At 61.9% G+C, this 19,078-nt stretch carries 15 protein-coding genes and 1 other RNA gene; 11 read left to right on the top strand and 5 right to left on the bottom strand.

Annotated elements, in window-relative coordinates; translation table 11 throughout:
- Positions 1-14 precede the first annotated feature (14 nt).
- Together SIN08_RS23265 and ffs are read right to left on the bottom strand one after the other, a co-directional pair.
- Positions 15-1,826, bottom strand: coding sequence for a DNA polymerase III subunit gamma/tau (locus SIN08_RS23265; RefSeq protein WP_322454002.1), 1,812 nt, complete (start codon positions 1,824-1,826; stop codon positions 15-17).
- Between the two features lie 107 nt (positions 1,827-1,933).
- Positions 1,934-2,030, bottom strand: an RNA gene (gene ffs, locus SIN08_RS23260) — signal recognition particle sRNA small type.
- Between the two features lie 113 nt (positions 2,031-2,143).
- Between ffs and SIN08_RS23255 the strand changes: the two genes are divergently transcribed.
- On the top strand, positions 2,144-2,563 hold the full coding sequence (locus SIN08_RS23255; RefSeq protein ID WP_322454001.1) for an HIT family protein: 420 nt from the start codon (positions 2,144-2,146) through the stop codon (positions 2,561-2,563).
- A 26-nt stretch (positions 2,564-2,589) separates the two neighbouring features.
- A complete protein-coding gene (gene nudC, locus SIN08_RS23250) occupies positions 2,590-3,528 on the top strand; it encodes an NAD(+) diphosphatase (RefSeq protein ID WP_322454000.1) in 939 nt (312 codons plus the stop codon).
- Positions 3,529-3,637: 109 nt separating this feature from the next.
- Here the strand turns inward: nudC and SIN08_RS23245 are convergent, their stop codons facing one another.
- Complete coding sequence (locus tag SIN08_RS23245) at positions 3,638-4,510, bottom strand: prephenate dehydratase (RefSeq protein ID WP_322453999.1); 873 nt, start codon at positions 4,508-4,510, stop codon at positions 3,638-3,640.
- Between the two features lie 2 nt (positions 4,511-4,512).
- Complete coding sequence (locus tag SIN08_RS23240) at positions 4,513-5,256, bottom strand: 3-deoxy-manno-octulosonate cytidylyltransferase (RefSeq protein WP_322453998.1); 744 nt, start codon at positions 5,254-5,256, stop codon at positions 4,513-4,515.
- Positions 5,257-5,457: 201 nt separating this feature from the next.
- On the opposite strand from SIN08_RS23240, the gene SIN08_RS23235 reads away from it, so the two are divergent.
- From SIN08_RS23235 to SIN08_RS23205, 7 genes are all read left to right on the top strand, one after another.
- Positions 5,458-6,180: a cytochrome c family protein gene (locus SIN08_RS23235; protein WP_322453997.1), complete on the top strand. Its 723-nt coding sequence runs from the start codon at positions 5,458-5,460 to the stop codon at positions 6,178-6,180.
- A 156-nt stretch (positions 6,181-6,336) separates the two neighbouring features.
- Positions 6,337-8,217, top strand: coding sequence for an extracellular solute-binding protein (locus SIN08_RS23230; RefSeq protein ID WP_416208122.1), 1,881 nt, complete (start codon positions 6,337-6,339; stop codon positions 8,215-8,217).
- Positions 8,218-8,257: 40 nt separating this feature from the next.
- Positions 8,258-10,141, top strand: a complete 1,884-nt coding sequence (locus SIN08_RS23225; protein ID WP_322453996.1) for an extracellular solute-binding protein — start codon at positions 8,258-8,260, stop codon at positions 10,139-10,141.
- 117 nt (positions 10,142-10,258) lie between these two features.
- Positions 10,259-11,356 carry a microcin C ABC transporter permease YejB gene (locus SIN08_RS23220; protein ID WP_322453995.1) on the top strand — a complete coding sequence of 366 codons (1,098 nt, stop codon included), beginning with the start codon at positions 10,259-10,261 and terminating at the stop codon, positions 11,354-11,356.
- Positions 11,357-12,508, top strand: a complete 1,152-nt coding sequence (locus SIN08_RS23215; protein ID WP_322453994.1) for an ABC transporter permease — start codon at positions 11,357-11,359, stop codon at positions 12,506-12,508. It begins immediately after the preceding gene.
- Positions 12,505-14,136 (top strand): ABC transporter ATP-binding protein, encoded by a 1,632-nt coding sequence (locus SIN08_RS23210; protein ID WP_322453993.1) that lies wholly within the window; start codon positions 12,505-12,507, stop codon positions 14,134-14,136. The genes SIN08_RS23215 and SIN08_RS23210 overlap by 4 nt, the downstream gene beginning before the upstream one ends.
- 13 nt (positions 14,137-14,149) lie before the next feature.
- Positions 14,150-15,103 carry a glyoxylate/hydroxypyruvate reductase A gene (locus SIN08_RS23205; RefSeq protein WP_322453992.1) on the top strand — a complete coding sequence of 318 codons (954 nt, stop codon included), beginning with the start codon at positions 14,150-14,152 and terminating at the stop codon, positions 15,101-15,103.
- An 88-nt stretch (positions 15,104-15,191) separates the two neighbouring features.
- Here the strand turns inward: SIN08_RS23205 and SIN08_RS23200 are convergent, their stop codons facing one another.
- Complete coding sequence (locus tag SIN08_RS23200; protein WP_322453991.1) at positions 15,192-15,599, bottom strand: hypothetical protein; 408 nt, start codon at positions 15,597-15,599, stop codon at positions 15,192-15,194.
- Positions 15,600-16,321: 722 nt separating this feature from the next.
- Between SIN08_RS23200 and SIN08_RS23195 the strand changes: the two genes are divergently transcribed.
- Both SIN08_RS23195 and SIN08_RS23190 read left to right on the top strand, forming a co-directional pair.
- On the top strand, positions 16,322-18,460 hold the full coding sequence (locus SIN08_RS23195; RefSeq protein WP_322453990.1) for a DEAD/DEAH box helicase: 2,139 nt from the start codon (positions 16,322-16,324) through the stop codon (positions 18,458-18,460).
- Entirely contained in the window at positions 18,438-19,076 is a 639-nt protein-coding gene (locus SIN08_RS23190; protein ID WP_322453989.1) for a DUF2290 domain-containing protein, read from the top strand. The genes SIN08_RS23195 and SIN08_RS23190 overlap by 23 nt, the downstream gene beginning before the upstream one ends.
- Positions 19,077-19,078: the final 2 nt, after the last annotated feature.

The following is a 19,078-nucleotide window of genomic DNA, read 5'->3' as shown; positions in this document are numbered from 1 at the left end:
GTCTCCAATCAAGCTCAAATGTCGTCGTCGTCATCCGCGTCGGGCTCGGGCAGCGCGTCGGCGCCGGGCACCTCTTCCACCGCGTCCGGGATGCGCACGTCGAGAATGCGCGCACCAGGGAATTTCTCGAGAATGGCCGCCACGGCCGGGTCGGCGCGCGCGTCGGCTAGCGCCATCTCGCGGCGGCCGCTTTCTTCCTCCGCCAGCGTCTTGCCGCCGCCTTCGCGCGAGAGGGAGACCATCCAGCGCCGGCCGGTCCACTTCTGCAGCCGGTTGGTCACGTCGTTCAGAAGCGTCTTCGGCGCATCCTCGGTCAGGTTCACCGTCAGCCGCCCAGGCTCGATACGCACCAGACGGACGCAACGCTTGAACTGCACCTTGAAGGCCATGTCGCGGTGTTTTTCGGCAAGCTGCGCGATATCGGCCAGCGAGGCGAGGGGGACGGCGTCCACCGCCGCTTCTGCCTCGGGCGCAGCCTGCGGCATCGCCGCTTCGTGCTCGCCGGGGGTCGGCTGCACGAGGCGCATGGTCTGCCCGCCGCCGCCGCTTGCCGGCATCTGCGCCGAGGCGACCGCCCGCGCCCCGTCATTGCCGGAGGGCGCAGCGCCCGGCCCGTTGGCGGAGGCCCCGCCCGCCGTCCCGGCGGGCATATTCTCGAGCGCCTTCAGCGCTTCGTCCGGTGTCGGCAGATTGGCCGCATGCGCCATGCGGATCAGCACCATCTCGCCCGCGGCAACCGGTCTTGCAGACGATTGCACCTCCTGGATGCCCTTGAGCAGCATCTGCCAGGCACGCGAAAGCACGCGCACCGAAAGCGCCTTGGAGAATTCAAGCCCTCGCGTGCGCTCGGCTTCCGAAAGGGAGGCGTCGTTCGCCGCATCGGGTACGAAGCGCAGCCTTGTGACCAGATGATTGAACTCGGCGAGATCCGTCAGCACCGTGGCCGGATCCGCACCCGTATCGTACTGGGCGCGGAATTCGGCGAGCGTGGCGGCGACATCGCCCTTCATCAGGTGCTCGAAAAGGTCGATCACGCGTGCCCGGTCGGCAAGGCCCAGCATGTCGCGAACGGTCGCGGCCGTCACATTGCCCGACGAGTGGGCGATCGCCTGGTCGAGAATAGAAAGCGAATCGCGCACCGAGCCTTCCGCCGCCCGCGCGATCATGGCGAGCGCCTCGTCTTCGACGCCGACACTTTCCTTGTCGGCGATAGCCCGCAGATGCTCTGTCAGCACGCCGGCGTCCACCCGGCGCAGGTCGAAACGCTGACAGCGCGACAGCACCGTGATGGGCACCTTGCGGATCTCGGTGGTGGCGAAGATGAACTTCACATGCGGGGGCGGCTCCTCGAGCGTCTTCAGCAGGCCGTTGAAGGCCTGGTTCGACAGCATGTGAACCTCGTCGATGATGTAGACCTTGTAGCGGGCCGAGACCGGCGCATAGCGCACCTGCTCGATGATGTCGCGGATATCGTCGATGCCCGTATGGGATGCGGCGTCCATCTCGACCACGTCGACATGGCGCCCTTCCATGATCGCTTCGCAATGTTCGCCCGGGGTGCCGAGCTCGATGGTGGGCTGGTCGACGGTATCGGTCTCGTAGTTCAGCGCGCGCGCCAGAATCCGTGCCGTCGTGGTCTTGCCGACGCCACGCACGCCGGTCAGCATCCAGGCTTGGGCGATGCGCCCCGATGAAAAGGCGTTGGTCAGCGTGCGCACCATCGGCTCCTGGCCGATGAGGGCGGTAAAGTCGCGCGGGCGGTACTTGCGCGCCAGAACCCGGTAGGCGCCGGCCTTGGCCTGTTGCATCTGCCCGGCGTCGTTCATCTGGTCGTCGCGCTCCCTTGGTCGGCGTTGCGGAGAAATATCCGCCGCCAGTACGCCGAGTTTCCTCTTCGAGGCGGCGCCGCGTCAATGGTGCAGCGGGGAAAAAGGTGGGAGGCTGGCACGATGACCCGTGCCTGGCTCGTTAGGGCTGCTTCCTTCCGGACCTGACCCAGTTGGCGAGTGGCGCGTCCACCACCAACCTCCCGTCCCCCATATCGTCAATCGCATGCCCAAATGCAAGTGGGGTTTCCTTGAAGGAAACGCTTGCAGCAGCTCCGCCCACAATCTAGCTTTCCGCAAATATGAGGAAAGACGCCATGCTGCCCGGCGGCAAGGGAGGATTCGAGCTCGACCCGCGCCTGGAGACCGAAAGCATTCCGGTCGCGTGGCTGGGCCTTTGCGAGTTGCGCCTGCGCGATGATCGGCGCTGGCCGTGGCTGCTGCTCATCCCGCAGCGTCCGGAGATCGAGGAACTGCACGACCTGACCCCCCTTGACCAGGCGATGCTGAGCTTCGAAACAAACCTGGTCTCCAAGGCGCTGAAGGAAATGACCGGCTGCACGAAGATCAATTGCGCGGCCCTCGGAAACGTCGTGCGCCAGCTCCATGTGCACGTGATCGCCCGCAACGAGGGCGATCCTGGCTGGCCCGGTCCCATCTGGGGACATGGGGTGCGCGAGCCGTACCGCCCGGAGGAGTTGCGCCGCTTCGCCGAGAAGATACGCAGGCGCTTGTGAGGCAGGCCGCAGCAAACGAGGACTGGATGGACTCCATCACCCACGGACAAGCCGCAAACGAAGGCGAGCCGATCGCCTTCACCCGCAATCTCATCGATCCCCAATCGGAAAGGCGCCCCGACGATGCGGCCGAGACCGCACTGAAGAGCCCGCATGCGCGGCTCTTGCTCGTGCGGGAGAACAGGCTGTGCCTCAAAGCGGGCGAGGAGCGATTCGCGTCGTATTTTTCGCGCCAAGAGGCCGAAGACCTCGAAGCGCGTTTCACCGAGGCGGTACTTCTCGGCCAATCGGTCGAAGGGCCGATCCTTGCCTTGCCTTACGACCGTGCGCCCGAGGCGCTGCCGGAAACTCTCAAGGCCGTCGATTTCCGCTCCATTTATATTCAGGGCCTTCTCGCTCCGGAGGATCTCGGCGCGCTGGCGCAGGGTGCGGCCCTCCTGTCCTGGCACAACAACCACCGCTTCTGCGGCCGCTGCGGCAGCGAAACGGTGATGCGCGCGGGCGGCTACCGGCGCTACTGCGCGGAATGCGATCGCGAGCATTTCCCGCGAACCGATCCCGTCGCCATCATGCTGGCGGTGCGCGGCGACCATTGTCTTCTCGGGCGAAGCCCGCACTTTGCACCGGGCATGTATTCCTGCCTCGCCGGCTTCATCGAGCCCGGCGAAACCATCGAGGCGGCGGTGCGGCGAGAGACCTTCGAGGAGTCGGGCGTCCGGATCGGCCAGGTCACCTACCGCGCAAGCCAGCCCTGGCCCTTTCCCTATTCGCTGATGATCGGCTGCATCGCCGAGGCCGTCACGGAAACGGTCGACCCGAACGCGGCGGAACTGGAGGACTGCCGCTGGTTTTCGCGCCGGGAGGTTCACCGGATGCTGGCAGGCGATCACGAGATGGGCCTGACCACACCGCCCAAAGGCGCCATCGCACGGCACCTGATCGCCGGCTGGGCGGGGCCGGAATAAGCGGGGCTTGCGCGAAAATGCTGTGCGTGCCTCGACCCTCATCCTGAGCTTGTCGAAGGACGAGGACGGAATGCCGCGCGCATCGCTTTGCCCCCTGCTGCTTCCACTCTTAATCCTCGTCCTCGCTCTGCATGGCGCGGAAGGGATGCGCTTCGTAGACTCCGAGAATCCGCACCTCGCGTGAGAAGAAGCGCAGTTCCTCCAGCGCCAGCGCCACGTTGCGGTCGTCGGGGTGGCCTTCGACGTCGGCATAAAAAAGCGTGGAGAAGAACTTGCCGCCGAGCTGGTAGCTCTCGAGCTTGGTCATATTGACGCCGTTGGTGGCGAAGCCGCCCATGGCCTTGTAGAGCGCGGCCGGCACGTTGCGCACGCGAAAGATGAAAGTGGTGACCATGGCCTGCTCCGGCGTGCGGCGCTCCGCCCAGTGCTTCTCCTTCGACAGCACGACGAACCGGGTCACGTTGTTGTTCGCGTCTTCGACATTCTCGGCCACGATGTCCAGCCCGTAGAGCTCCGCGGCAAGCCGCGGGGCCAGCGCCGCGCTGGCGCGTACCTTCTCTTCGGCCACCATGCGCGCCGCGCCGGCCGTGTCGCCGGCCACCATCGGCTTCCAGCGGTGCCTGCGGATGATCTTGCGGCACTGCCCGAGTGCATGGATGTGGCTGTAGACGGCCTTGATCTCCGAAGCGTCCACTCCCGGCAGGACCATGAGCTGGAAATGGATCGGCAGAAAATACTCGCCGACGATATAAAGCCGCGAATGCGGCAGCAGGTGATGGATGTCGGCCACCCGGCCCGCGATCGTGTTCTCGATCGGAATCATGGCGAGGTCCGCCTTGCCGGTCTCCACCGCATTGAAGGCGTCCTCGAAGGTGGCGCAGGGCAGGGGCTCCATCTCGGGAAGCATGTCCCTGCACGCGGTATCCGAATTTGCCCCCGGTTCGCCCTGGAAGGCGATCTTGTTGGTTCTTTTTGGCCCCATTTTCACCCCGCCTGGCTGGACAGAATTTTTCTGGCGCGCTCCAGGTCGGCCGGCGTGTCGACGCCGAGCGGGACCGAACGCACGATCTCGGCATCGATGCGCATGCCGGCTTCCAGCGCGCGCAGTTGCTCCAGCCGCTCACGCCGTTCGAGGGTGGAGGGCGCCAGCGCCACGAAGCGCTCGAGCGCGGCGCGCCGATAGGCATAGATACCGACGTGGTGATAAAGGGGCCCCCCGCCCCAGGGCGCCGTCGCGCGCGTAAAGTAGAGTGCGCGCAGCCGCACCGCCGCGGTTTCCAGCGGGGTGCCGACGATCTTCACCACGTTCGGATTGGTCTTCTCCTCCTCGTCGGTGATTTCGACGCCCAGCGTGGCGATATCCACCGCGGGATCTTCCAGCGGTCGCAGGACGGCACGGATATCTTCCGCCGGTATGGTCGGCAGGTCGCCCTGCAGATTGATCACCACCTCCGCCTCGCCTGCCGGATCGACCTTGCCCAGCGCCTCGTGAATCCGGTCGGAGCCCGATTCGTGATCGTCGCGCGTGAGCACCGCCTCGATGCCCTCGGCCTGAACGGCGGCAGCGACGTCCGGGGTGTCGGTTGCTACGACGACGCGGCCCGCCCCGCTCTCGACGGCCCGCGCGGCCACCTGCACGATCATCGGTTTTCCGGCGATTTCGGCTAGCGGCTTTCCGGGCAGACGCGTCGAAGCCAGGCGGGCGGGGATCAGGATAATGCTTTTCATGAACTGGCGTAGCGGTCTATGAGGGCGGCAAAAGTGGCAAAAGGTCTCACTCAGCCCAGTCTTATATGTGTTGCAACGCCGGAGCAAAAGACATAGTTTCCGCGCGATTTTACCGGCAGCGGTCGAACGCGGGGGACAGGCGTGCGGTAGAGGTTGCCGCCACCATGCCGCGGGCGTCCGGAAAAGGGAGCCTCTGGGCGAATGGATTCGTTCGAACTCAACAAGATCATTGGTGCGCTTCTCGGCGTTGTATTCGTCGTTTTCTCCGTCAGCATTCTGTCCGACGCGCTGTTTCATTCGCCCGCGCCGGCAACCCCTGGCTATGCCATCGCCGTGCCGGAGGATAGCGATGCGGAAGGAGCCGGTGAGGAGCCGGTCGAAGAATCGGTCCTGCCGCTGCTGGCCGAGGCCGACCCTTCCGCCGGCGAAAGCATCTTCAAGCGTTGCCAGGCATGCCACACGGTGGAGGAGGGCGGCCCGAACAAGGTCGGCCCGAATCTCTGGAACGTGGTGAACCGGCCTATCGCCAGCCACGAGGGCTTCAGCTATTCGGCGGCTTTAAAGGAATTTTCGCAAGGCGGCGAAGTGGTCTGGGACTACGAGCATCTCGACCACTTCCTGAAGGATCCGAAGGGCCTCGTGCCGGGTACGGCCATGTCCTACGCCGGCCTCAAGAATGTCGAAGACCGCGCCAATCTGATCGCCTATCTGCGCAATCTGTCCAGCGATCCGGCACCCTTGCCGGAAGTTTCGGGCGAGGATGAGACTGCCGCAGAGGGCGCGGAGAGCGAAGCCGCTCCGGCCGAAGAGGCATCCGAGCCGGCAGAGAAAGCCGCGGAAGAAACCCCGGCGCCGGAGGAAATGGAAGAAGGCGACGGTGGTGCGCCTGACACGACTGCGTCCCCCGCGTCATCCGCAAATTAGAAGCGCTCTCCGCAGGGATCACAAAAAAGCCGGGCTGCCCGGCTTTTTTGCTATTTGCGGGGATCTGGCCGTATGCTTGTCTTCAAGCCGTAATGAGCTACCTTCGCGGCAAGGCAGAGGCGAAGGATAATGAAAAGAATGACCGTATGGGAGAGAATGAACGGATATAGCCTAAACGCGGCGGCGCTGATCGCCGGCCTGACAATGGCGTTGATCACGGTCGCCCCTCCGGCCGTGGCCCAGGAATGGCGCACGGCAAGTTCCCTCATCGATCCGGATGTCGAAACGGAGACCTTCGAGCGTTTCGACTACGTCAATTCCGACGCGCCGAAGGGCGGGACGCTGAATTCCGTTGCGGTCGGCACCTTCGACAGCTTCAACCCCTTCATCGTCCGCGGCACGTCGGCAGCGGGTTTCACCAATTTCGGCGGGCTTCTCTGGGACACGCTCATGCAGCAGTCCCCCGCCGAGCCCGGCACGAGCTATCCGCTTATCGCTGAGGCGTTCAAATATCCCGAAGACTACTCATCGGCCACTTACCGGCTCGATCCTGACGCGCGCTGGCACGACGGCGAGCCGATCACGGCGGAGGACGTGGTCTGGTCGTTCAACGTGCTGAAGGAGGTCAGCCCGCTCTATAACCGCTATTTCTCCAGCGTGACCGAGGCCGTGGCGCTCTCCGACCGCGAGGTGGAGTTCCAGTTCGACCAGACCGGAAACCGCGAGCTGCCGCACATCATGGGCGACCTGACGGTGCTGCCCAAGCACTGGTGGGAAGGAACGCGCCCCGACGGAACCCAGCGCGACATTACCGAGCCGACCCTGGAGCCACCGCTCGGCAGCGGTCCCTACCGCATCGCCAGCTTCAATCCCGGTTCGGATATCGTCTGGGAGCGCGTCGAGGACTACTGGGCGGCGGATCTGCCCGTGAACATCGGCCGCCACAATTTCGACCGTCGCCGCTACACCTATGTCTTCGACGAGAACGCCGCCTGGCTCGCTTTCACAAAGGGCGGCGCCGAGGACATCCGCGTCGAGAACAGCTCGCGGCGCTGGATGACCGCCTATAATTTCCCGGCTTTCAAAGCCGGCGACGTGGTCAAGCGGGAATTTCCCAACGGTGGTCCCCACGCCATGCAGGCCTTCGTCTTCAATCTGCGGCTCCCCCGTTTCCAGGATCCCAGGGTGCGCGAGGCGCTGACCCTTGTCTACAATTTCGAGGAGCAGAACCGCACCCGCTCCTATGGTCAGTACACGCGCACCGACAGCTATTTCGAGGGCACCGAACTGGCGGCCGAGGGGCTGCCGGAGGGAAGGGAGCTCGAGATTCTCGAACAGTTCCGCGACGAGATTCCGCCGGAAGTGTTCACCGAGGAGTTCCAACTGCCGGTCTACGATGATCCGGAGGATGAGCGCCGCTACCTGCGCGAAGCCGTCTCGCTGTTCCGCGAAGCGGGCTGGGTCATCCGCGACGGCCGGATGGTGAACGAGGAGACCGGTGAGCAGTTTCGGATCGGATTCCTTGGCCGCACCGAAACCGACGAAATCATCACGAGCGGCTACATATCCAACCTGCGGCGGATCGGCATCGACGCTTCCTTGCGCATCATCGATACCTCGCAATACATCAACCGTGTCAATTCGTTCGATTTCGAGGCAATTACGAATTCGTTCCTGCAGTCGCTCTCTCCGGGCAACGAACAGCGCGAGTTCTGGGGCTCGCAGGCGGCCGACATCCCCGGATCGCGCAATCTGGCCGGGATTCAGGATCCGGTCGTCGACGCACTCGTGGAAAAGGTCGTCTATGCGGAAGACCGTGAAGATCTCGTGGCCGCCACCCGCGCCCTCGACCGGCTGCTCTTGTGGCGCTACTACATGGTGCCGCAGTACCACCGGCCGGTCCTCTGGGTGGCCTATTGGAACAAGTTCGGCGTTCCGGAGGAGCAGCCGGAAGCCGCCGGCGTCGATATCGAGTCCTGGTGGACCGATCCCGAACGTGCCGCTGCGCTGAGGCAGAAATACAGGGATCGGAACTGAGTGACGACGGGGTGTTCCCTGATCCGCAAGGCTCTTCAACATGCGATATCTTGACCATTCCGCCCTTTCGCGGCGGCATTTCGTGAAATTGGCAGGAGCGGCTGTGGCCGCGCCGCTCCTCGGCCGCCGCGCTTTTGCAGAAGTGCCGACCGGCACGTCGCTTCATGGGCTCTCGGCCTTCGGAGATCTGAAATACCCGGCCGACTTCACGCATTTCGACTATGCCAGCCCCGAGGCGCCGAAGGGTGGCACATTCGTCTTCCAGCCGGGCTACTGGCTCTACAACCAGAATGTGCAAACCTTCAACACGCTGAACAGTTTCGTGCTCACCGGCGATGCGCCGCCGCGGATGGAAATGTGCTTCGACGCGCTGATGTCGAGCGCGCTGGACGAGCCGGATGCGGTGTACGGCCTCGTCGCCGAAAGCGTCACGCTTTCGGAGGACCGCAACACCAGCACCTTCAGGCTGCGGCCCGAGGCGCGCTTTCATGACGGATCGCCGCTGACGGCCGAGGACGTCGCTTTCAGTTATCGCCTCCTGAAGGAAAAGGGCCATCCGCAGCTCTCCCTGCCGCTTGCCGAGATGGTCGCGGCGGAGGCGGTGGATCGGCACGAGTTCCGGCTTGTCTTTTCCGGCAAGCAATCCGAGCGCACGATGCTCGGCGTTCTCGGCTTTCCCATCCTTTCGCGCGCGACGCTGGAGGGGCAACCCTTCGACAGCTCCAAACTCGAGCCGTTGCTCGCCTCCGGGCCCTACAAGGTCGGCCGCTTCTCGGCCGGCCGCTACATCGAATACGAACGTGTGGAGGACTATTGGGCGCGCGATCTTTCGGTTCGGCGCGGGCTCTACCATTTCGACCGCATTCGCGTCGAATTCTACGGCGACCGCAATGTCGCCTTTGAAGCCTTCAAAAAAGGCGACGTCTTGTGGCGCCAGGAGTTCACCTCCCGCGTCTGGGCCACCAGCTATGACTTTCCCGCCCTTCAGGCAGGGCGCGTCGTCAAGCGCGAATTCCCCGACGAGTTGCGCCCCAACTTCTACTGCAAGGCGCTCAACCAGCGCCGGGAACGCTTCAGCGACCGCCGTGTGCGCGAGGCGGTTGCGCTGTGCTTCGACTTCGGGTGGACCAACCGCAACATCTTTTACGGACTCTACGAGCGCTCGCACTCCCCCTTCGAGGGCTCGCCCTACAAGGCGGAGGGCCTTCCGTCCGAGGAGGAGCTGGCGCTGCTCGAGCCGCTGCGCGGGCAGGTTCCCGATACCGCCTTCGGCGAAGCGGTGATGCAGCCGACCTCGGATGGTTCGGGGCGCGATCGGTCGAATCTGCGCCGGGCGCGTCAGCTCATGGAGGAAGCCGGCTGGCAGGCGCGTGATGGCGTCCTCCACAACGCTGCGGGCGAGCGCTTCACGCTCGAATACATGGTGAACGACCCGACATTCCTGCGGGTCGAGCCGAGCTTCATCGCGAACCTCCGCGCCATCGGCATCGACGCCCGTATGCGCCAAGTGGACCCTGCACAGTTCCAGCTGCGCCGGGTCAGCTTCGACTTCGACATGGTGGACGTTGCCGTCTCGCTCGGCGCCACACCCACCTTGGACAGCCTGATGCAGTTCTTCCATTCGCGGTCGGCGGCGCTCGACGGCTCCTATAACTTCGTCGGCATGGCCGACCCGGCGGTGGACACGCTTGTCGAGAAAACGGGTGCTGCAAGGGACCGGGAAGCGTTTACCGTTGCCATGCGGGCGCTCGACCGGGTCTTGCGCGCCCGGCTCGATTGGATTCCCAATTGGGATTCACCCAGCCATCGCGTCGCTTATTGGGACATGTTCGGCTTCAAGGAGCCGAAGCCGGATTACGCCTTCCCGGTCGAGGCGCTCTGGTGGTACGACGAGGAGAGGGCGAAGGCGATTGGCAAGGCATGAACGGCCGGCGGCGGCGAGGCAGGGCAGTTTCCCTCAGTGCCCGGGAATGCAGCATAGGATAACGGGAACCATGGCCACAGGCTCGCGATCTCTTCGGCGCGGGGAGCCCATTCGCTGATGGGCGCCTATATTCTCCGCCGGCTGCTTTTGATGATTCCGACTCTGCTCGGCATCATGGCCATTACCTTCATTATCGTGCAGTTCGCCCCCGGAGGCCCGGTCGAGCAGGTCATCGCCCAGGTTACGGGCCAGGGTGGCGGCGCCGACGCGCGGCTGGGCGGTGCCGGAGCGGATCTCGGCTCCGAAAGCTTCGATACCTCGGGCAGCGAATCGCGCTATCGCGGTGCCCAGGGGCTCGATCCGGAGTTCATCGCACAGCTCGAACGCGAATTCGGCTTTGATAAGCCGGCGCACGAGCGCTTTTTCATGATGCTGTGGAACTATATCCGCTTCGACTTCGGCGAGAGCTATTTCCGCGACATCTCCGTGGTGGATCTCATCATCGAGAAGATGCCGGTGTCGATCTCGCTCGGCATCTGGATCACGCTCATTTCCTACGGCATTTCGATCCCGCTCGGAATCCGCAAGGCGGTGAAGGACGGTTCCACCTTCGACGTCTGGACGAGCGGCGTGATCATCGTCGCCTACGCCATCCCGAGCTTCCTCTTCGCCATTTTCCTGATGGTGCTTTTCGCCGGCGGTTCCTTCTTCAACTGGTTTCCCCTGCGCGGGCTGGTGTCGGACAACTGGGCCGATCTTTCCTGGCCGCAGCGCATCCTCGACTATTTCTGGCATCTCACCCTGCCGCTGACGGCGCTGGTCCTGTCGGCGTTCGCCACGACGACGCTGCTCACGAAAAACTCCTTCCTCGATGAAATCCGCAAGCAATATGTGATCACCGCGCGGGCCAAGGGGCTGGGCGAGCGACAGGTACTCTACGGCCACGTCTTCCGCAATGCGATGCTCATCATCGTCGCCGGCTTTCCCGGCGCTTTCATCTCCTCCTTTTTCACCGGGGCGCTTCTCATCGAAAGCATCTTCTCGCTGGACGGGCTCGGCCTCCTGGGGTTCCGTTCCGTCGTCGACCGAGATTATCCGGTGGTTTTCGCCACGCTCTACATCTTTTCGCTGCTCGGACTCATCATCAGCCTGATCTCCGATCTCACCTACACGCTCATCGACCCGCGCATCGATTTCGAGCGGAGAGACGTCTAGATGTCTGAAACGCAGTCAAAGGCCCAGGTGGAGCGCGTGCGCCGGAAGGTCTCACGCCCCTGGCTCTCGCCGATCAACCAGCGGCGCTGGCAGAACTTCAAGGCCAACGGGCGCGGCTACTGGTCGCTCTGGATCTTCCTGGTCCTCTTCATCCTTTCGCTGTTCGCGGAGTTCCTCGCCAACGACAAGCCCATCCTCGTCTCCTACAAGGGCGAGGTCCTCGTGCCCGTGCTGGTCGACTATCCGGAGGAGATGTTCGGCGGCTTCCTGGCGGTCACGGACTATCGCGACCCCTTCATCCAGGAGGAGATCAAGGCCAATGGCTGGATGGTCTGGCCGCCGATCCGCTACTCCTACCGCACGGTCAACAGCGAGATCCCCGAGGCGGCACCCGCAAAGCCCTCCTGGCTTTATACGAAGGAGGAGCGCTGCCAGCGCTACACTGAGAGCGTCGACGACCCGCGCTGCACGCCGGGCAACTGGAATTGGCTCGGAACCGACGACCAGGCGCGCGACGTTCTGTCCCGCGTCATCTACGGCTTCCGCATCTCCGTGCTCTTCGGCCTGATCCTCACCGCGGCTTCCGCCGTGATCGGCGTTTCCGCGGGGGCCGTGCAGGGCTATTTCGGCGGCTGGACGGACCTTCTCTTCCAGCGCTTCATCGAGATCTGGTCGTCCATTCCCGTTCTCTACCTGATTCTCATCATCGCCGCCGTGCTGCCGCCCGGTTTCTGGATCTTGCTCGGCATCATGCTTTTGTTCTCCTGGGTCGCCTTCGTCGGCGTGGTGCGGGCGGAGTTCCTGCGCGCGCGCAATTTCGAATACGTCTCGGCCGCGCGCGCGCTCGGCGTGGCCAACCGCACGATCATGTTCCGCCACCTTTTACCCAACGCCATGGTCGCCACGCTCACCTTCCTGCCCTTCATCCTCAACGGCTCGATCACCACGCTCACCTCGCTCGACTTCCTCGGCTTCGGCCTGCCACCGGGCTCGCCCTCACTCGGCGAATTGCTCAGGCAGGGCCAGCGCAACCTTGACGCGCCCTGGCTGGGCATCACCGGCTTCCTGAGCCTGTCCATCATGCTGTCGCTCCTGATCTTCATCGGCGAAGCCGTGCGCGACGCCTTCGATCCGCGGAAGACGTTCAAATGACCGCCGCGCCCCTCCTCTCGATCCGCGATCTGTCCGTCGCCTTCCAGCAGGGCGGGGAAGAGATGCTGGCCGTCGACCGCGTCTCATTCGACATCGCCCGCGGCGAGACCGTGGCGCTGGTGGGCGAATCGGGATCGGGCAAATCGGTGACGGCGCTTTCCGTCCTCAAGCTCTTGCCCTATCCGGCGGCCAGTCACCCCTCCGGCGAGATCCTCTATGGCGGGCGCAACCTGCTTTCCGCCGACGAGACCGAGTTGCGCCGCGTGCGCGGCAACGAGATCACGATGATCTTCCAGGAGCCGATGACCTCGCTCAACCCGCTCCACACCATCGAGAAGCAGATCGGCGAGGTGTTGAAGCTGCACCAGGGCATGGGCGACAAGCGCGCCAAGGCGCGCACGCTGGAACTCTTGAACCAGGTCGGCATCCGCGAGCCGGAAAAGCGCCTCGACGCCTTCCCGCACCAGCTCTCCGGCGGCCAGCGCCAGCGCGTGATGATCGCCATGGCGCTCGCCAACGAGCCGGACCTCCTGATCGCCGACGAGCCGACGACGGCGCTCGACGTCACCGTCCAGGCGCAGATCCTCGAACTTCTCGCCCGCCTCAGGCGCGAGAACGACATGGCCATGCTCTTCATCACCCATGATCTCGGCATCGTGCGCAAGGTCGCCGACCGGGTCTGCGTGATGACCGGCGGCAAGATCGTGGAGAGCGGGCCGACGGCGGAGATCTTCGAGAACCCGAAGCACGAATACACGCGCCACCTGCTCGCCGCCGAACCGAAGGGCGAGCCGCCGAAGGCCGACCTTTCGGCCGAGAAGGTGATGGAGGGCGACGGCGTCAAAGTCTGGTTCCCGATCAAGAAGGGCTTCCTGCGGCGCACCGTCGACCACGTGAAGGCCGTCGACGGGGTGGACGTCACCGTGCGCGCCGGCCAGACGCTCGGCGTCGTCGGCGAATCCGGCTCGGGCAAGACGACGCTCGGCCTGGCACTGTCACGCATGATCGGCTCCGAGGGCGCGATCCGCTTTTCCGGCGGGCGCATCGACGAGAAGTCGTTCCGCCAGATGCGGCCCCTGCGGCGAGAGATGCAGATCGTCTTCCAGGACCCCTTCGGTAGCTTGAGTCCGCGCATGTCGGTCGCCGAGATCATCCAGGAAGGCCTGCGCATCCACGAGCCGAAGATGTCGGACGAGGAGCGCGACGCGGAGGTGGTCGCCGTGCTCAAGGAGGTGGGGCTCGACCCCGAGGCCCGCTTCCGCTACCCGCACGAGTTCTCCGGCGGCCAGCGCCAGAGGATCGCCATCGCCCGGGCGATGGTCCTGCGGCCCCGCTTCGTCATGCTCGACGAGCCCACCTCCGCGCTCGACATGAGCGTGCAGGCGCAGGTGGTGGATCTCTTGCGCGACCTGCAGAAGCGGCACGACCTCGCATACCTCTTCATCAGCCACGACCTGAAGGTGATCCGCGCGCTCGCCAACGAGGTGATCGTGATGCGCAACGGCAAGGTGGTGGAGGCCGGCACGGCGGACCAGATCTTCCGCGCGCCGAAGACGGACTACACCAAGGCGCTGATCGCCGCCGCCTTCGAGATCCAGGCGGTGCCCGGCGGCGTCGTGAGCGAATAAGGGGGAGCGACAGATGACAGACAAGCCGGCCGCCGGCCGCGTCCTGCTTTCCATGACCGGCATGCATCCGAAGCGCTGGTACGACCTTCTGGCGAAGGAGCGCACCGTGGTGCTGGAGCCGGACGGGCCGGAAGACCCGACGATCGACTATGCGGTGGTCTGGAAGCAACCGCCCGGCCTGCTTTCCCGCCTGCCCAACCTCAAGGCGATCTTCTCCATCGGCGCCGGCGTCGACCACATCCTCGCCGACCCGCACCTGCCCGACGCGCCGATCGTGCGCGTGGTGGCGGAGAACCTGACGCAATACATGGTCGAATATGTCTCCTGGCGCGTGCTCGACCATCACCGGCAAGGCATCACCTACCGCGCCCAGCAGGCGGAAAAGCGCTGGCACGAGCCGCCCCAGCCGCCGGCAAACGAGGTCGCGGTCGGCATCATGGGCCTCGGCGTGCTCGGCCGCGCGGCGGCCACGGCGCTGAAAGCGCTGGGCTTCACCGTCAATGGCTGGAGCCGGCGCGAAAGGCGCCTCGACGGCGTGAACGGCTTTTCCGGCGAAGCGGGGCTCACCCCCTTCCTCGCCGCCACCGACATCCTGGTGGTGCTCCTGCCGCTGACGCCGGCGACGACCGGCATCATCGACCACGGCCTCCTTTCCCGGTTGAGGCAGGACGGCCCGCTCGGCGGCCCGTGCCTCATCAATGCCGGGCGCGGGCCGCTGCAGAAGGAGGCGGACATCCTGCGCGCGCTGGAGGAGGGAACGCTCAAGGAGGCGAGCCTCGACGTCTTCGAGCGCGAGCCGCTCGACAAGCAGAGCCGGCTTTGGACGCACCCACGCGTCTTCCTCACCCCGCACGCCGCCGCCAGCTCCGACCCCGCGCATCTGGTGCCGCCCATGCTCGCCCAGATGGCCGCCTTCGAGCGCGGCGAGCCGCTGAAAAACCTCGTCGACCGCGAAGCGGGGTATTGAGGCGGGCGGCGCGCCTTCTCCCCGCCCTTCCTTCCGGCCGGGCGGCAAGACCGCGCCGCGCCGGAGCCTGCCGGGTGCGCGCGGCGGGTCATTTCCGCGCCGCCTCCGCGCTTGCCGCGGCATAGGCCTTCAGCGCGCTGTCGACCTCGGCCTTGAGCGGCGCGATCACCTCTTCTTCGAGCGGGACGCAGGGCGGCACGAAAACGCCGAGCATCAGCGCCCGGTCGTGCGGGTTGCGGCGGCCCGCGCAGCGGCCCTTGCGCCGGCAAAGCCGCACACGGCAGGTGCGGTGGTGGCCGTAATAGGTGAGCATGTCCTGGAACAGGCCGAGATAGACCCCGCAGGATTCATTGTAGGTTTCGGCGTCCTCCCGGCGCCGCGCATAGGAGGCTTCCGGCTCGTCCGGCCCGCGCGGCGGGCAGGCGTAGTCGAAGACCGGCCAGGGATCCTTCTTCAGGTTCCGGGGAACGTATCCGCGCTTCTTCCTGCCTGCCATTGCCGCGCTCCTCTTCTCCGCGCCGCCCGCACGGGCGCGCACCAACCCTCCCGCGCCGCAAGGCCGGGCTTCGCCAAATCCGGGGAGACGGGCGGCCGAAGGGATCGCTCGTCAGTATGTTGTCGCGACCCTCGGGCCGCCCGTCCGGCGATTTTCGTCTCCGCCCGTTCCGCTTCCAGGGAGCCGAATCCGGAAGCGCCAAGCCTTGCGGCCCTTGCACTTCCACGACGGGCGGCCCTTCGACAAGCTCAGGACACCGCTTGCCCGTCCTTCCTCGGCTCCCCTTTAAAGTGCACCGTCCGGCACGCGCCGCTCGTAGTGGCGGCAGGGGAACCCTTGGGCGGAGCCTCCCCGGGCAAGCCGCCACGTTCGCGGCCCGCCGGAGGCGCCGGCCCATCCTCACGAGATCACCGTCGCGACCTGCGTCCCCGCGGGATGGGCTGGGGTAGAATAGGGTATCTGTAATGCGGCGTGGACAACTTAAGGCAAGTGAAATTAGGAAGGCAACTGAGATCAGTTGGTTAGCGAAATGGCCAGCGAAATTATATCCATGCGGCAACACCACATACTAACATCGACACACTCAACTGCAGAGCCGCGTCGGTACTGCCAGTCGCAACTTAGTATCCGCTGGCCTCGCCTCTTGGACTGAGCAGCAGATCGCCCTATGATGCTACACGACTGAGTGCCTCAGAATCGAGTTCCTGGTTAGAAGTATTAAAATGATAGAAGTAGTATATGGCGAAGAGTCTCTGACAGAGACCCAAAAAACACTCGTCTCCGAGATGAAAAAACTGACACTTAACGGGACTTTATTCATAGGCTATCCGATTTTAACTTCTAGCAATGGATCTGTACAGATAGACGCACTCCTTACTAGTTTGGATAAAGGTATAGTTGCATTTGATCTATCGAATTTGCACCTAAATTACGATAGCGGAATTCCGGAAAAGGTGTTTGATGCGCAGGATAGAATTTTTTCGGCGATTACCTCCAAATTAACTGAAGATAGACGTCTTGTAAGTCGTAGGCGACTTAAAATCAATATAAATATAGTAACAATTTCTGAGGATTTTGATGGAAAAGAGGAGGAGGTAATAGTCAGCACAACAAAAAATATAACAAATGCACTAAGTGAATTCCAGAAAATTGATATAAGTGAATATGAGATTTTAAATTCTGTAATTGAGCGTACAACAACACTTAGGCCAAGAAAAAATCGTTCAGATATTTCCAAGCCGAATTCAAAGGGTAGCCAGATAAAGATACTCGAAGGAAAGATAGCTAATCTTGATGCAGCACAAAAGAGAGCTGCAATAGAGTTTCCGAACGGACCCCAGCGCATCAGAGGATTGGCAGGTAGCGGTAAAACTATCGTATTAGCAATGAAAGCATCTTATATTCATCTTAAGAATCCAAGATGGCGTATTGCATTAACTTTTTATACTCGTTCGCTTTACCAACAGCTTACCGGATTAGTTCGACGATTCTCTTTTGAATTTGTGAAGGATGAGCCCGACTGGAATCGACTCACCATATTGCATGCCTGGGGGAGCTCTTATACCCGTGGAATGTATGCGGAGATGGCTGAGTCTGCTGGTGCCCCCGTGCGCACATATCAGTATGCAAGAGATCGCTTTCCGATGGGTAAGGAGTTCGAGGGAGTTATAAACGAGCTTTATGACTTTATTAAAAAGAATGGCGTCAATGTAGAGCCTATATATGACGCTGTTTTGGTAGACGAGGCACAGGATCTGCCGCAAAAGTTCTTCGAGCTTATATATTTGTTTTCAAAACCTCCTCATCGTATCGTCTATGCATACGATGAACTTCAGACCTTGAACGATACAGAGATGCCATCCCCTCAAGACTTATTTGGGCGAAAGAAAAACAATCATCCTATAGTTAATTTGGTGAACGAGGACGATCAGCCAAAACAGGATATAGTGCTTCCTGTTTGCTATAGGAACACGCAATGGGCTCTGACCACTGCGCACGGGCTCGGATTTGGGATTGAACGTGAGAAAGGTCTAGTCCAGATGTTTCAGAACCCAACTACCTGGAGGGATATCGGGTATGAATTGATGAGCGGACAACTGGAGCTTGGGAATCAAGTGGTCCTAAGGCGTTCTCCATCTGCAACGCCTTCGTTTTTTACCGATATATTGGAAGAGAGTGATGCAGTAAAATTTTCGTGTTATTCTTCTGAAGAAGAGGAATTTCGATCGTTGTCAGAAGCGATTCGCAAGAACCTGGATGAAGACGAACTCGAGCCGGATGATATTCTAATTATCGTTAGCGAAATCAGAAAAATACGATCTAAAGGCGGGGCCGTTATGCGCGCCTTGGCAGGGGCAGGAGTGCAATCACACATTGTTGGTGTTACGCAATCAACTGACGAGGTGTTTGCAAAATCGTCTGTTGCGATCACTCACATACATCGTGCAAAGGGGAATGAGGCGCCGATGGTATACGTGGTTGGCGCAGATTATTGCTTTGATGGCTTCAACATCGGCACATTGCGCAATGTATTATTTACAGCAATTACCCGGTCCAAGGCTTGGGTTAGGGTGAGCGGTTGCGGTCGCAAAATGGATGCACTGGGTGAGGAATTCAATGCAATTAGGGAAGAGGAATATGCGCTAAGCTTTAGGTACCCAACGAAGCGGGAGCTGAGCCGTATTAAGACACGATACCGCGAAGTATCAGATGCCGAAGTGCGTAATATTCAGGCAGATCTGGAAAGCCTCTCCCGTATTCTACCGCTTATAAAAGAGGGTCGCTTGTCCATCAGCGATTTACCCGATGAAGTCGCCAATGCGCTCAGGTCGCTTGTAAATGAAGCCGACGACGCTGAATGAATTTATAGGGCGCTTAGTGGAGATTGGGTTTGTTGCTCAATCAAAGCCCATTCGGACAGTTCCATTGGGACACAACCTGCTGCTGGTGGAGGTTGGGGATACTGGAAAGACATCAGCGTATATTCCTGAATACGAGAATTCGCTGCGACATTATATAGATACATTTGACGAGGGAAAGTATTCTCTTCTTCTACACGATGGAAGTATGGTGTTTATAAAATACCGTTTGAAAAATACAAAAATAACCTGGCATAGGTTTTCTTATCTACCGTCAATTAGAGATATAGATGTTCTTGAGGGAGAGGGCGTCGGTGATCTTCCGTCTCCCGATCTATATATGAACACGTCCAGAAAGGCTCTTGTGAGATTTGAGTACGCTCCGGAAGAGGCGGGTGAAAACCATCCGGCATCTCACTTGCACGTTAATATACCAAATTGCCGAATTCCGGTTACTTCACGGCTTGGGATAGCGGAGTTTCTGCATTTTGTGGTCGAACATTTTCACCCAAGATTCTACGAAGACTTCCAAAGAAAAGTCCCATCCACACCGAAATTCCACAACGATTTAGCTGAACAAGATCTTGGACGATACAGAATTGCAGTACCGCATCTATAGAT

Source organism: Chelativorans sp. M5D2P16, from assembly GCF_034427935.1.
Classification (GTDB): Bacteria; Pseudomonadota; Alphaproteobacteria; order Rhizobiales; family Rhizobiaceae; genus Chelativorans.
Note: the sequence above shows the minus strand (reverse complement) of the source record. Positions and strands in the feature narration are given on the sequence as shown.